Below are 15,198 nucleotides of genomic sequence, written 5' to 3'. Positions count from 1 at the left end.
TTCCTATGCCATAAAGCTCTGATAAATAAAGCTCTGATAAATAAAGCTCTGATAAATAAAGCTCTGATAATAAAGTGCTTGAGAAACAGTGACGATCGGACCACGATACTACCCCTAACCCTTAGCATCTGAGAGACCCATGAACAACCCTGCAAACGCTACTCTTCACTCAGCGCCCCTAGCCGTCTGGTTGGCTGAAGGTCAATCCAGCCAGCGCGATATGCTCGCTAGCCTGCAAGCTCTAAAAACCAAAACGAGCGCGCCACTGCATATCATTGCTTCACATCGCCATGATAGACCTGAAATCTTTTCGCTGGCCGATACGGTCTATCGTGAGCCTTTAGCGTCCGCAAGTGATGTTCCTAAGCAAATGCCCCCTCTTGATATGCCGCGCTGGCAGTTTGTGCTCGAACAAGCCCAGCAGCAGCAGGTCAAAGTCCTTTTGACAGGGCGCAACAGCATAGACTACGAAGCAAAGCGCGACGCGTTTGCGGCGGCTGGCATCCGCCTACTGACAGGGGCCACCAGTGTCGACGCCCTAGCGTCCATCGATGATAAGTTTGCCTTTATGCAGCACTGTCAGGCGCATAACATTCCTGTAGCCGAGGCGTGGCGGTTTGATACCCTAGCCGAGCTTGAAGCATTGCTGGATAAATACGGCGATCAGCCGCTGTGTGTCAAGCCGGTCACAGGTATTTTTGCCCAAGGGTTTTGGCGGCTTGATACCGGAAAGGAAGCAGCTGATCTTTATGACAGCTTTGAGCATCTGTACTTTACCGAAGAGAAAAAAATCAGCACCGAGCAGTTTTTGCAGGCATATAGCCATAGCCAGATGGTGCATGAGCGTCCTATCCCTATGCTACTGATGCCCTATCTATCAGGCCAAGAATACTCTATCGACGTGGTGTGTGAATACGGTGAGGTGCTGGCGGCCGTTACACGCCATAAGACAGGAAAAATCCAGCATGTCGGCTACGATCAGGAGGTGATGGCAGTGGTGATTCCATTGATTAGCGCCTTTGGCTGCGATGGTATCGTTAGCGTCCAGACCAAGGCCGATAGCGACGGCCAGCACCGTGTCCTTGAGATTAACAGCCGCCCCTCAGGTGGTATCGGCTATACGGCGCACAGCGCTGTCGACTTGACTCAAATTGGTTTTGGTTATTGGTTGGGTCTGAGCGACAAGCCCAAACTGGCTGACGTCATCGGGCAAATCACTCCCTGTCAGGTTCGCTCTTTGATGACCAGTGTCAAAATTAAATAAAACTGTTGTTTATTACCCTTGATGCAGACCCTTATTTTAAAGACAATTACTGTAAAGACGCTGATTTAAAAACGCTGCTTGCAAAATAAGCCATATCCGATAGTCAACATCAAGAAAGCGGCAGCATAAAAAAAGGTTTTTAGAGTGTATTCTAAAAACCTTTTTGCTGAAAGCATGCCTTCAATTGAATTGATTGAGATATTGAAAACTCGCTTTTTGGTTAAAAAAACGGTCAAAAAACAGCCAAAAAATGACAGCGCCCGCCCGTCATCATAGAGGTCTACAAAACATAAACGGCGACCGCTGATTTCAGTTATCATGCGGCTATGGTTAACCTATTTTAAAACAGTACCGTCCTACTGGTATTTGTTTCTCTTGCGTGCTGTGCCAACACCGACAGATGCCGCGCAAAATGAATGCCAGTCGCACATGACATAAAGTGTGCCAATATGATGCCGGATTGGCTATATTTATTGATTGTAAAAACGCGGCTCAAGGCTCATATCACCATCAAGGGCACCACAGTTGAAAAGGCCTGAGTGTAAAAATTTCAGTATGAAAACCAACTATAGTCGATGCACTCTAAAAAGAACATAGCGCTACTGGGATGAATTTTGCGCAGCCTCTGGGAACGCAGCACGCAAGTAAAATTTATACCAGTAGCGCGTTTAAGTTTATACAACAGTTTTATTTTCAATTGACTATATAAAAATCAAATATAAACCTAAGTATATTTGAATAACTCTAAAAGGAAAATGAATGCCAAAGCAGCGTACCACCATCGAGCTACCTCGCGGTATCCTTGATCTCACGTATCAAACCAATAGCCATAACGGCCATGCAGCGTATCAATTAAATGATTTATTGGGCTTTGCTCAGCGCATCAATCCTAAGCGCGCATTTTTGTTTGTCTCAAAAGTCTTAGGTCGCCATATTCCTATCGCTCCCAGCACCATGCGTACCGCTTTTACTGATTTGGCTGCGTTGATTCCCAGCCATTTGCCTGAGCCTATTTTGGTCGTTGGTATGGCAGAAACGGCGGTAGGACTATCGGCAGGCGTGCATCAAGCGCTGCAAACCCGCTACCCCAACGCGCTACTGCTCAACTCCACCCGTCACGCCCAGCATAGCGCTGACGCCGCACCTAACGACAGCGCCTGCCTGCTAACGACTTTTAGCGAAGATCACAGTCACGCCAGCCAGCACTTGATTTACCAAAGTGCAGAGCAAGCAACGCAAGCGCAATTACTTGCTAGTAAGACACTTATTATGGTCGATGACGAGGCTTCGACAGGCAACACCTGCGTCAATGTCGTCACTGCCCTACGTCACGCTGGTCTTAGTCAGCTAGAGCAAGTACATCTGACCACGCTGGTTGATTGGTCACTCAATCAACAGCAAGAAACCACGGATACTGCGGACGCTATATCTAGCCGCCTGCCTGATATTGATTTTTATCGTCATCACTTATTGTCTGGCGCATGGACTTGGACAGATGCCCCCAATCCTGAGCCGATCACGATGCCAGCCGTCGATACCACCGAAGCTGGTAGCCAGCCGTTAGGTGACACCGGCAATTGGGGGCGCTTCCCAACGCTCGATAGTACAGAGGGGTTTGATCGTTATTTCGCGCACTTCCAAACGGTATTTACACGCTTTCGCGAGCAGGTATCACCCAGCCAGCCTCAGTGGCCTGCGCGCATATTGGTATTAGGCAGTAATGAGTTTGTTTGGTTGCCGTTTTTGTTGGCAGAGTGGCTAGAAAGCCAAACGCAAGCTGCCGTCAAATTTGGCGCGCTGACACGCTCACCGATTGCTCTTGGCGGCGCGATCGGTACAATGCTAAGCTTTCGTGATCATTATGGTCTTGGCATGACCAACTTTGTATATAACGTCGAGCCAAAAGACTGGGACTTGATTGTGCTATGCGTAGAGACCGCTAGCGATAGCGTTGATAGTATGTGGCAAGGTTTAGATAATGTATTGGTTGTAGGGGCAGATCTATGACTATCTCTTTCTTTCAAGCGAGTCCTGATATAATAAAGCCCTACGCGCTCATGGATTTAGACGATACGCTATTTCAGACGCAGCGCAAAATAGATGCTTGGAACTTGCCAACGTCTAAATCTGAAAACTTAGTGTGTGCGAGTGTCAATAAACAGGGCGAGCCGCTGAGCTTTATGAGTCAGCGACAAGCAAGCTTTGTTAATTGGTTATTAGCGAGTACTGAATTGATAGTGGTCACTGCCCGCGATCGCAAAGAGATCAAACGGGTGAGACTGCCCTTTGATAGTTGGCAGGTATTGACTCATGGGGCGATTATTTTAACTCAAGAGGGCAAGCTTGAGACGCAGTGGCAGCAGCGCATGTATGGCAAGCTTGCGCCCTTGCAGGAGAAGCTGGGGCAGCTAAGCCAGTTATTTACTCAGCACAGCAGCAGCGACAACAACCATTTAAAGTTTACCGCGCATAAAGATTATTTTAATAACGGCACTGAAAACAAAGAACTGACCATCTATCTTGCTATCAAACACGCGCAAAAAAATCATCAAGCTCTGATACAGCTCGCTGAGCAGTTGCCTAAATTGATACGAAACTTTGATCAAGACTTCTATGTGCATGTCAATGCAAATAACTTAGCCATTTTGCCGCATGCTGTGCACAAGCGTCATGCGGTAGAGTTCTTGCTAGAGCAGCACTTAGAGAGCAGCAGGCCAAGCTTTGGCTTTGGTGATAGCTTAGCCGATTTGCCGTTTTTGCAGCTACTAGACTGGTATGGCATGCCAAATCACGGTCAGATGCATGACAGTATTAGCCTCTAACGGCCTGTAGATATCGTGAATAATGACAATCGCTTATATAAGTAACTATCTTTATGACCTATCCCAACATGCAGACATTCGCACAATACGGCTCAGGCAGCTACCTGCCCTCTGATGTCACCGTACTACTCGACATCGTCGACAAACAAACAGTCGCCGATATCCCTGTCAGTCAAAAAGAAGCGCTGATCCAAAGTGGCCAGCGTCATTACTCTGATATGCTGACACTAGAGCAGGCACCGACCGCCATGCATGAGCAGTTGTATCAGCAAGCACTAGCGCAGGGCGCAGATAGAACGGCAAACGATATTACTAATTTGGCTTATACATTGCACGATATCTTTGGGCAGACAGTGGATAATGAGCAGCCGCTGGTACTGGTCAGCTTAGTGCGGGCAGGACTGCCCATTGGTGTGTTATTACAGCGTGCCCTATCAGATGATGAAAGGTCAGATAGCGATAGCAGCTACGCTTTGCCTAGTGTACATTATGGTATCAGTATCATCCGAGATCGCGGGCTTGACCCTGTCGCGCTGCAGATGATACTGGACGCGCATCCAAGCAGCCCGATTGTCTTTGTCGATGGCTGGACGGGAAAAGGCGCGATTTATCGAGAGCTTGAGCGCAGCTTGCGGCCTTTTAATCAACCCAATCAGCCGTACTTTGCCAATATTTTTCATCAAGGCGCAGGCGTCGTCCCCCTACTGACGTTGGCCGACCCTGCAGGGGTGGCGTGGCTGGCAGCAAGCAGTGAGGACTGGCTGATTCCATCGGGACTATTAAACAGTACGGTGTCGGGGCTGATTTCTCGCAGTTTGTATACCGAGCCGCAATCAGGGCTACACCGCAGCGTGTTTTATGAGGAGCTGCGTGCAATCGATCACAGCCTTGCCTTCATCGAGCAAATCGATCGTGCGCGGCAAACCCTCCAGCGCCCCATGCAGTGCTTGCCAATGTATCAGCAGCCACGCTATCGGACCGCAGGTTTAATCGATAGCATTGCCGCCGATTATCACATCACCAACCGCAATCGCATCAAGCCAACCATTGCCGAGGCTACCAGAGCGATACTACGCCGAGACCCTGAGCGTATCTTGCTGGCCTGCGCCGATCATCCCGATACGCTCCTATTACGACATTTATGTCACGAGCGAGATATCCATATCAGTGTATTAGGTGATAAAATACTACCCTATCACGCCATCACTCTTATCAAACAACGCAGCAAAGACGACTGTTAATATACATAGTCATATCGCTTATACTAGGGCGTGTCTTCAATGACAACTTTCGTGATTTACGGATTAAAAATGGCTATATTTATGCCAAACGGTGTCTCATTCTTAGCTAATATACTGATATGAGCTTTGATCTGACCCTAGCTGGACAAAAATATATCTCATTTTTAACCTCATAGTTCCGTTGCAGACACACGCTAAAGCCAGTTTTAAAAAGCGCTATCCTAATAACATCGCTACGCTGGTCTACGTTTTTGCTTACTCAGCCTATCGTGTGAGAAGTAAAAACATAGACCAGCCATCCTGTATTGTTTTTTTGAGTGAGACGATGATAACGTTTTATCCTTTCATTCATCACAACTACGATGCCCATTATGTCCGATATCCCCAAAAACCAATCAAACCGATACGCGTATACTCAATCTTATGCCCACCTCATCACCGAGCGCCATGCCATGGTGAGACCACATACGCATCACCCTTATCAGCTCGGTGCTAGCCTTTATATGCCGGCCACGCGCCAAGACATCTGGCAGGTCATCAAACGCGACAAGCTACCGACGATTAATAGTATTATCATTTGTTTAGAGGACGCTGTCGGTCATAGCGATGTCGAGCTGGCACTCGAGCGCTTACAAGACTTACTAAACACGTGGGCCGAGCATGTCGATACAATCAATCAGCCCTGCAAACGAGCGTCGCTAGAATCCCAGCCGCCCGCCCAGCTGCCGACACGCCCCTTGGTCTTTGTGCGTCCGCGCAGCCCAGCGATGCTACAACAGCTCGCAGACTACGCTCATATCGACCTTATCGATGGTTTTGTATTGCCAAAAGTGGATATGTATAGCTTGTCCAACTGGCGGCTGGCTTGTCAAAATATTAGCAGTACCCAGCTGTTGATGCCGACGCTCGAGACTGCAGCACTCTTTGATCCGCGGCATAATCAAGAGCTGGCCATCGGCTTTAAAGAAGCCTTTAATCAGCCAGTCTTTGCCCTACGTATCGGCGGCAATGACTTATTTGCTGCGCTGCGCTTACGTCGCCCAAAAAACAGCATCGTCTATGACACCCCTATTGGCACACTGGCCTATCAGCTACTCGGCTGCTTTGTACCGCACGGGTTTTATCTGACAGCGCCCGTCTTTGAGTATCTAGATCAGCCAACGCTATTTATGCAAGAGCTGACCCGCGATGTCAGCTTGGGTTTAGTCGGCAAGACCGTCATACACCCAAGCCAAATTGCGTTGGTGCAGCAGGCGTACTGCGTCTCTCTTAGCACCTTAGATGAAGCACAAGCGATACTGCATAGCGAGGCCAAAGCGGTATTTAAGTACAACAACACCATGCTCGAGCCTGCCACGCATCGTGCTTGGGCGACAGAGATCGTCAACCGCGCTGAGGTGTTTGGCACGATAGATGATAGCAATAGCGAGTATCGCGCTCGCCTCTAGAGATTGGGGCGTGTCTTTATTGTACATGCACTGATAAAATCAAGATAAATGGCGCGCACATATCAATCAAAAAAGCCGCTATCACAGCTATGATAGCGGCTTTTTGGGTGTTGTACCAATGCAAACGCTAAGGCGATACTAGGCGCAGCACTCTAAAAACTGGCCAATGATGCGATTGACCTGCTCAGGCTCTTCCACAGTGGCGGTATGGCCTGCACCTTTGACAATCGCAAGCTTTGAGCCTTTGATAGCAAAATGCATACGCTCGGCCTTTTCATACGGTGTTGCCGCATCCTCATCCCCTACAACGATCAAGGTCGGCGTGGTAATCGCACCTAGCTGATCGTAAGTACCTGAGCGCTCAATAACCCCCATCGTCGCCTTGATGACGCCACCCTTACGATTGCCTTGTAGCATCGTAAGCCACTCTTTACGCTCAGACTTGCGCGACTTGTCTGCCAAAAAACTACTGCCAAACATAATCGGCATCACTTTATTACTGACGCGCTTGATACCCATCCAGCGTATGGCCTTAACCAGCTTGCGATACTGTGGCACGTTTTTCGGGTCTTCTGGATCGGCAGACGTCTCCAGTAAGATAAGTGATAGTAAGCGCTCTGGGGCTTTGATGGCGATACGCTGAGCCACAAACCCGCCCATAGATAAGCCAACAAAATGACACTTATCGATATCTAGCGCGTCAAGTAAGCCAATGGTGTCTTTAGTTAAATTATCCATATCATAGCCGTCTTTGGTAATCTGCGATTGGCCTTGGCCACGAAAATCATAAGCAATACAGCGATAGTGCTCTTGGAAGTATGCCACTTGCTTGTCATACATCTGGGTATTCCATAACAATCCATGAGCAAACACCATGACTGGTTTTTGCGTATCATTTGGCGCGCTGTCTTCGTAATAAATGTCTGTGTTATTGATATGGATCGTTGGCATAACCACTTCCTTGTCTGATAAATAAGAGAGGTTGGTGACTTATTTTGGGTATTGACAGTTTAGCATATTTGACCTTTATATAGCCGTGTCTTTTGCGCCCACAAAACTTGCTTTTATAATCAGAACAAGCTGCTATAGTAAGTAATCGAAGCCGCTGTTCCATGCCGCCGCCATCTACAAAGGCGGACGCTACAAGCCAATATCGTCAATCGCTATACATGATACCGCGAGATGATAAGTTGTTTGTTGTCGCATCGAGCGGCGTAGGTATCGCACACCAGAACACCACCGTTTCATTGAGCAGCTTGCTAGCCATGTGTCTGATTTATCTTCTGATTCATCTAGCGATACGATTAGCCAACGTCATAAGACCATTCATATAAGGAAATCCAATGTCATCCTCTCTTGTTGAGTATCAAAGCGAAAACCATATCGCCACCATCACCCTAAATGACCCAAAGAGTCTCAATGCCTTTAGCACACCACTAAAAAAAAGCGTATTGACCGCCCTTGAGCAAGCCGACGCTGATGACGACGTTCGAGTGATTGTCCTACAAGGCGCTGGCGGTAACTTTTCTAGCGGCGGTGATATCAAAGAAATGCTGTCTGAAGGTATCGACAAAACCGTCATCTCAAACAAAATAAAGGGCATGGTCGAAGGCGCAGGCGAAGTTAGCTTAAAGCTACGCCATATTCATAAGCCAATTATTGCTAAATTAGAAGGTGCGGTGGCCGGTGCAGGCATGAACCTAGCACTCACCTGTGACTTTCGTATCACCGCCGACAACGCCAAATTCGTGCAAGCGTTCGTCCACATCGGCCTCGTTCCTGATGCAGGCGGTGTATATTTACTAAACCAGCTAGTAGGCCCGGCAAAGACCACTGAGCTTGTGATGCTGGGCGACAAAATTAGCGCGCAAGACATGGCTGAGCTAAACTTGGTCAATCAAGTTGTGGCGCCTGCTGAATTAGATGATGCGGTAGCAAAACTCGCTTCTCGTCTAAGCGACCTGCCAGCTCAGGCATTATCCAGCATGAAACATATGCTAAACACCCACGCCTACGCAGGGCTAAATGAAGCGCTTGATATGGAAGTACACCAACAAGCAAGATTGGCTAAAACTGATGATTTCATTGAGGGCGTTACCGCATTTATTGAAAAGCGCAAACCAGTTTATATCGGTCGCTAATCCGCTAGGAAGGCTCTGATAACACTCGAGAAGTACTATCATCAAAAAGGCTGCCATCAGGCAGCCTTTTTTGGATGAAATGAGATAACACGGGCTTTTATGAAGAGGTAGCAGCTGGCTTATAGTGATGTGGTAACGTGAATATCTTGTCAAATACCAAGGTAAATATAAAAGTATATACCAAGAAATACAGCAATAACGCTGCCTCCATCATAAAGGCTGCCACCAAACCAACATCGTACCAAAGCATATACAATGGCAAGCAAATCAAGACCAGCCCGCCTTCAAACCCAACAGCATGAACGCTACGAATCAGCAGTGTACGCGCTGCCACTTGCCGGCGGCGCTCCCATGCTTCAAATACGGTATTGTATAAAAAATTCCAAATCACCGCCGCCAATGACACCATCACCGCCACTGGTAACGACTCTGCGGCATCACTACCACTGAGCATCATCAATATATAGGTGGATGAGATAATCGCGATGATTTCAAAGACAGTCACATAGACGATGCGACGTTTGAGAGGGGATAAAGTAATCAACCAAGACTCCAAAGCACCTGAATGATAAGTGCATAATCAAAGTATCGGTCCGTCCCGAGATAACAAAGTAAGAAAATAAGAACGTGCAGAGCCACGGTTTCCGCCTGCCCTTATATTATACCTAAAATAATAAAAAAATCAGCAGCTGCCCTTATCGACCGTTTGGTCAGAAGCGTTTATTTGGCGGGTGGACCCCATTGATTGCTTTCAGGCTTGGTATCACTCGCCAAAAATACCAGTAGGATGATAGAGCCTATCAAAGGTAAAATAGAGATGAAAAACCACCATCCTGAGCGACTGGTATCATGCAGCCTGCGCACCGTCACCGCCAAGCTTGGCAAAAACAGGCCAAGTACCACTACGATATAAAACAGCCCTGTTTCTGCATCAAATATCATGCTATCTAACACTATCGCTATAAAAAGCAAACCCATTTGTACCAACACAAAATACCAATATTCTTTACGTCTAGCACGACCAGAGAAGTTGCTATAATTTCTAAGACATTTTTTAAACCAATCGAGTATGCCATAGTTTGCTTCGGCACTATGATTGTTCACCGCAGCATCTGGCAGAGGTGGCGGCGTTACTTTATCGAGCATATTTTTATTTTCCATAGGGTTTGTCTTCATGTATCTGTAAGAGTTAAGTCGCCAACCAAAAGTTTGCCTAGTTCACTAAAGTATAAACTCCAAAAAAAAGTTTGCAAACTATTCAAGGTATTTTATTTTCATAAAAAAACCCCGCATCATTTTGATACGGGATTCTATTTATACAAAAGTGGTGAAACTTAAAAACATTCCACTGTAAAGATTAAGTCAACTGAGCAACGTTAATCTTATCCGCTTCTTCAGTGTACTCTTCCATACGATCGAAGTTCATGTATTGATACACTTCATCGCCCATGCTGTTGAGCATGCCAGCGTACTGCTGGTATTCATCGTTAGTTGGCAGTTTACCCAGTACCGCCGCTACTGCTGCAAGCTCAGCTGACGCGAGATAAACGTTCGCGCCTTGACCGAGACGGTTCGGGAAGTTACGAGTCGACGTCGATACCGCAGTAGACTTCGGTGCGATACGTGCTTGGTTACCCATACATAGTGAGCAGCCTGGCATCTCAGTACGAGCGCCAGCTTGTGCGTAGACGTTGTAGTAACCCTCTTCCATCAACTGACGGGCATCCATCTTAGTTGGTGGTGCGATCCATAGACGCGTCTTGAGGCTACCTGCTGGAACGTCTTGTAGCAGTTTACCTGCCGCGCGGAAGTGACCGATGTTGGTCATGCACGAACCGATGAATACTTCATCGATGGTGTCACCAGCCACGTCAGCCAAAGTTTTTGCATCGTCTGGATCGTTCGGGCAGCACAGGATTGGCTCTTTGATCTCGCTCATATCGATGGTCATATCGATGGCGTATTCTGCATCGTCGTCAGCACGCATCAGGCTTGGGTTGGCAAGCCAGTCTTGCATTTGTTCGATACGGCGGCTGATGGTACGTGCATCGCCATAGCCTTCAGAGATCATCCATTTAAGCAGGGTGATGTTTGAGTTTAGGTACTCAGTCACCGACTCTTCAGATAGCGTGATGGTACAACCAGCAGCACTACGCTCAGCTGAGGCATCAGATAGCTCAAACGCTTGCTCAGCGGTCAAATCTTCTAGACCTTCGATCTCAAGGATACGACCGTTGAATTCGTTGATTTTGCCTTTTTTATCAACCGTCAAGTAACCTTCTTTGATGGCTTGATAAGGGATGGCATGGACGAGGTCACGTAGCGTGATACCAGGCTGACGCTCACCGACGAAGCGGACACGCACAGACTCAGGCATATCTAGTGGCATCACACCAGTGGCTGCAGCAAAGGCTACCAGACCAGAACCCGCTGGGAACGAGATACCCATTGGGAAACGCGTGTGCGAGTCACCACCAGTACCAACGGTATCTGGCAGTAGCATACGGTTAAGCCATGAGTGAATGATACCATCACCTGGACGTAAGCTGACGCCGCCGCGGTTCATGATAAAGTCAGGTAGTGTGTGCTGAGTCTCAACGTCAACTGGCTTTGGATAAGCGGCCGTATGACAGAATGACTGCATGACGAGGTCTGCTTGGAAACCTAGGCACGCCAAGTCTTTTAGCTCATCACGCGTCATTGGACCTGTAGTATCCTGAGAACCAACGGTTGTCATTTTTGGCTCACAGTACATGCCTGGGCGTACGCCTGGTAGGCCACACGCTTTACCGACCATTTTTTGTGCAAGGGTAAAGCCTTTACCAGTATCGGCTGGCTCTTCTGGTTTCGCAAATACGTCTGAATGACCCAGACCCATGTACTCACGCGCACGGTTGGTGAGGCCACGGCCAACGATCAATGGAATACGGCCACCAGCGCGCACTTCATCAAGTAGCGTTGGCGAGTTTAGTTTGAACTCTGAGATGATCTCGTCTGAGTCATGCTTGGTGATTTTGCCGTCATGTGGATAGATGTCAAACACATCGCCCATGTTTAGCTTATCAACCGCCACTTTTTCGATTGGCAAGGCGCCAGAATCTTCCATAGTATTAAAGAAGATCGGTGCAATGTTGTTACCCAGTACCAGACCGCCGCCGCGTTTGTTTGGTACGTTCGGAATATCTTCGCCCATCAGCCATAGCACTGAGTTGGTCGCAGACTTACGGCTAGAGCCGGTACCGACAACGTCACCAACGTACGCAAGTGGGTGGCCTTTTTCTTTTAGCTCATCAATAAGCTTCATTGGACCGCGCACGCCCTCTTCGTCAGCAGTGATGCCGTCACGAGAGTTTTTGTGCATAGCAAGCGCATGTAATGGGATATCAGGACGGCTCCATGCGTCTTGGGCTGGCGACAAGTCGTCAGTGTTGGTCTCGCCTGTGACTTTAAACGTCGTATAAGTTGATTTTTTTGGTACTTCTGGACGATTCAAAAACCACTCAGCGTCAGCCCAAGACTGAATTACTTCTTTTGCAAAAGCGTTACCCGCTTCGGCTTTTTCGGTGACATCGTTGAACGCGTCAAATACGAGCAAGGTTTTCTTTAGTGCATCAGCTGCTTCTTGAGCAACCTCTTCATCATCAAGCGCGGCGACCAATGGCTGTACGTTGTAGCCACCTTGCATGGTACCTAGGATTTCGACCGCTTTTTTCTTACTGATAAGTGGTGACGAGGTTTCGCCCTTTAAGATAGCAGCCAAAAATGCAGCTTTAACGTAAGCAGCTTGGTCAACGCCAGCAGGAATACGGTTTTCTAGCAGGTTCATTAAGAACGCTTCTTCGCCTGCTGGTGGGTTTTTTAATAGTTCAACCAATTCTGCTACTTGCTTTTCATTCAGTGGTAGCGGTACAGTTCCTAGCTCGGCACGTTCTTCGACATGTTTACGATAAGCTTCTAACACAATAGTCGTCCTCGTCAGTTGGGGTTAGCACAATACGTGGGAGTCAGCATGACCGCCTACGTCTGTGTACTAGATGAAATAATTATCCGTGCAATCATAGCTTAAAACGCTCTAAATGTTAATGGCTATGGCTTTAAAAGGCTCAGAATAAGGCCATATTGGACATTTATTATAAAAATAGTACCATCAATCAGAGGACTGATTATCCCCTTATCTGTCTAAAAATAACCGGCTGTCTTAGAGGTCATTTTTTGCCTGTATAATCAACATAAATGACATAACAACCGCGATTTTAAAAGTACAGATGGCCGCTTATAGAGCAACACAGACTTGAAAAAACTGCGCATACGCCTAAATACAAAACACGGCAAAAAATCTCAGAGATAAGAAGTTAAAATATCCATACCACATATAGCCGATGCACTCTAAAAATGTCATAGCGCTACTGGGATGCTATTTTTAAACGTAGGTTGCGCAGCCTCTGGGAACGCAGCACGCAAGTAAAATTTATACCAGTAGCGCGTTTAAACTTATATAACAGTTTTATTTTCAATTGATTATACAATAAACAACAGAGACGACCACAATATGGCAAACAACACCGCTTATGAAAACGGCCTACAAGTACGCACTGAAGTGATGGGCGAAGCACATGTCAAACGCTCATTAGATAACGCCACTGGCTTTACCCAGCCGCTGCAAGACTGGATCATCGAGCATGCTTGGGGCAGTACGTGGCAGGATGACTCGGTATTACCGCGCAAATACCGCTCCTTAATCACCATCGCCTTTTTGGTCGCACAAAAAAGCCCGACCGAGCTAAAAGGCCATATTCGCGGTGCCATCAATAACGGGGCGAGCGTTGCCGAGATTCGAGAGGTACTGATGCACAGCTTGCCCTACTGCGGCGCGCCTGCCACTCAAGAGGCTTTTCGCGCGGCTATCGAAGTATTTAATGAGATGGGTATAGATATTGATAACTTAAATAAAAAGCCATAGCACAAAGGGTTGAATAATAAACCCTGAGCACAATATCTGCTATAATAAAGACACCTATAAAGCATACTGATAATTCCATAAACCCTTATACTATAAAGGGTTAAGAGATCATTGATTATGACGACTGCCGTACAAACCTATGTCCCTGCTGCCAAGGCCAAACCAAAAAAAGCAGTGCAAGGCGAAAAGCTACGTGGCTATGATAAAGTTGCCCGTATTCCCATTAAGGTCATCCCAACGGTCGAGGCCAAAAAAAAGCCTGACTGGATTCGGGTCAAGATGTCTTCCCCTGCGGAAGTCGCACGTATCAAAGCCACACTGCGCGAACAAAAGCTCTATACCGTCTGTGAAGAAGCTGCCTGCCCTAACCTGCCGCAGTGCTTTGCCGATGGTACCGCGACCTTTATGATTATGGGCGATATCTGTACCCGTCGCTGTCCGTTCTGTGATGTGGGTCATGGTCGTCCAAATGCGCTTGATAAAGACGAGCCGCGCCACACTGCTGAGACCATTCAAGGCTTGGGTCTTAAATATGCGGTGATCACCTCTGTCGACCGCGATGATCTAAAGGACGGCGGCGCTGGGCATTTTGTAGAAGTATTGAACGAATCTCGCGCGCTAAGCCCAAACTGCTTGATCGAGATATTGGTGCCAGATTTCCGTGGTCGTATGGAGATTGCGCTTGATTTATTGACGGAAACCCCGCCAGATGTCTTTAACCATAATATCGAGACGGTTCCGCGTCTGTACAAAGCCTTCCGTCCAGGCTCTGATTATCAGCACTCACTCGACTTGCTTAAACTGTACAAAGCGCGTCGTACTGATATCGCCACCAAGTGCGGCTTTATGGTCGGTCTTGGTGAGACAGAAGAGGAGGTCTATGCGCTGCTTGATGACTTAAAAGCCCATGATGTCGATATGATTACTATCGGTCAGTATCTGCAGCCCAGTAAGGATCATGCGCCTGTTGATCGCTACGTGCATCCAGACGAGTTTCAGCGCTATATGGATTATGGCAAAAAGATTGGCTTCTTTAGCATTTGGGCAGGCCCGATGGTACGCTCCAGCTACTTTGCCGATCGTCAATACTACGGTGAAGACTGCCCGGCGCCAATCCGTAGTAAAAAAGCACTCGAGGCTGAGGGTAAACTTGGTTGTTAATGCTTGAATCAGGTTTGAGCAACCGTTGCCCTGTGAGTTTAATAGAAAAAGGGTGGGTAACAGATTTTGTTACTCACCCTTTTTTATTTTACAAATAAACCAATCTCTTAGGGTGTGTCCTCATTTTAAAAATGGCGATAAAAATGAGATAAATCGCCGTC

General features: G+C 47.4%; 13 protein-coding genes. 8 read left to right on the top strand and 5 right to left on the bottom strand.

Annotated elements, in window-relative coordinates:
• The first annotated feature begins 139 nt into the window (after positions 1-139).
• Entirely contained in the window at positions 140-1,264 is a 1,125-nt protein-coding gene (locus tag C6W44_RS09130; RefSeq protein WP_105245094.1) for an ATP-grasp domain-containing protein, read from the top strand.
• A 65-nt stretch (positions 1,265-1,329) separates the two neighbouring features.
• Here the strand turns inward: C6W44_RS09130 and C6W44_RS09125 are convergent, their stop codons facing one another.
• Positions 1,330-1,584 carry a hypothetical protein gene (locus C6W44_RS09125; RefSeq protein ID WP_105245093.1) on the bottom strand — a complete coding sequence of 85 codons (255 nt, stop codon included), beginning with the start codon at positions 1,582-1,584 and terminating at the stop codon, positions 1,330-1,332.
• Between the two features lie 439 nt (positions 1,585-2,023).
• On the opposite strand from C6W44_RS09125, the gene C6W44_RS09120 reads away from it, so the two are divergent.
• The 4 genes from C6W44_RS09120 (at position 2,024) to C6W44_RS09105 (ending at position 6,775) form a co-directional block, all read left to right on the top strand.
• The gene (locus C6W44_RS09120; protein ID WP_105245092.1) at positions 2,024-3,271 is read left to right on the top strand and encodes a phosphoribosyltransferase domain-containing protein; all 1,248 of its coding nucleotides are present in this window, start codon (positions 2,024-2,026) and stop codon (positions 3,269-3,271) included.
• Positions 3,268-4,086: an HAD hydrolase family protein gene (locus C6W44_RS09115; RefSeq protein WP_105245091.1), complete on the top strand. Its 819-nt coding sequence runs from the start codon at positions 3,268-3,270 to the stop codon at positions 4,084-4,086. Before C6W44_RS09120 ends, C6W44_RS09115 begins: the two co-directional genes overlap by 4 nt.
• Positions 4,087-4,139: 53 nt before the next feature.
• Complete coding sequence (locus tag C6W44_RS09110) at positions 4,140-5,327, top strand: cysteine protease StiP domain-containing protein (RefSeq protein ID WP_105245090.1); 1,188 nt, start codon at positions 4,140-4,142, stop codon at positions 5,325-5,327.
• A gap of 371 nt (positions 5,328-5,698) precedes the next feature.
• Positions 5,699-6,775, top strand: coding sequence for an HpcH/HpaI aldolase/citrate lyase family protein (locus tag C6W44_RS09105; protein WP_105245089.1), 1,077 nt, complete (start codon positions 5,699-5,701; stop codon positions 6,773-6,775).
• Between the two features lie 138 nt (positions 6,776-6,913).
• Here C6W44_RS09105 and C6W44_RS09100 read toward each other — a convergent pair whose 3' ends face one another.
• On the bottom strand, positions 6,914-7,726 hold the full coding sequence (locus C6W44_RS09100) for an alpha/beta fold hydrolase (protein WP_105245088.1): 813 nt from the start codon (positions 7,724-7,726) through the stop codon (positions 6,914-6,916).
• A 392-nt stretch (positions 7,727-8,118) separates the two neighbouring features.
• Here C6W44_RS09100 and C6W44_RS09095 point away from each other — a divergent pair, with 392 nt between their 5' ends.
• A complete protein-coding gene (locus C6W44_RS09095; protein WP_105245087.1) occupies positions 8,119-8,916 on the top strand; it encodes an enoyl-CoA hydratase/isomerase family protein in 798 nt (265 codons plus the stop codon).
• 97 nt (positions 8,917-9,013) lie between these two features.
• On the opposite strand, the gene C6W44_RS09090 is transcribed toward C6W44_RS09095, so the two are convergent.
• From C6W44_RS09090 to acnB, 3 genes are all read right to left on the bottom strand, one after another.
• A complete protein-coding gene (locus C6W44_RS09090; protein ID WP_192995658.1) occupies positions 9,014-9,460 on the bottom strand; it encodes a PACE efflux transporter in 447 nt (148 codons plus the stop codon).
• A 176-nt stretch (positions 9,461-9,636) separates the two neighbouring features.
• On the bottom strand, positions 9,637-10,077 hold the full coding sequence (locus tag C6W44_RS09085) for a DUF805 domain-containing protein (protein WP_227526406.1): 441 nt from the start codon (positions 10,075-10,077) through the stop codon (positions 9,637-9,639).
• 196 nt (positions 10,078-10,273) lie between these two features.
• On the bottom strand, positions 10,274-12,877 hold the full coding sequence (acnB, locus tag C6W44_RS09080) for a bifunctional aconitate hydratase 2/2-methylisocitrate dehydratase (protein ID WP_105245086.1): 2,604 nt from the start codon (positions 12,875-12,877) through the stop codon (positions 10,274-10,276).
• Between the two features lie 588 nt (positions 12,878-13,465).
• Here acnB and C6W44_RS09075 point away from each other — a divergent pair.
• The gene (locus C6W44_RS09075) at positions 13,466-13,876 is read left to right on the top strand and encodes a carboxymuconolactone decarboxylase family protein (protein WP_105245085.1); all 411 of its coding nucleotides are present in this window, start codon (positions 13,466-13,468) and stop codon (positions 13,874-13,876) included.
• A 117-nt stretch (positions 13,877-13,993) separates the two neighbouring features.
• Entirely contained in the window at positions 13,994-15,037 is a 1,044-nt protein-coding gene (gene lipA, locus C6W44_RS09070) for a lipoyl synthase (protein ID WP_105245084.1), read from the top strand.
• Positions 15,038-15,198: the final 161 nt, after the last annotated feature.

This window comes from Psychrobacter sp. Marseille-P5312, from assembly GCF_900291405.1.
Lineage (GTDB): Bacteria > Pseudomonadota > Gammaproteobacteria > Pseudomonadales > Moraxellaceae > Psychrobacter > Psychrobacter celer.
The sequence above is the reverse complement of the archived record's forward strand: the minus strand, read 5'-3'. Positions and strand labels throughout refer to the sequence as shown.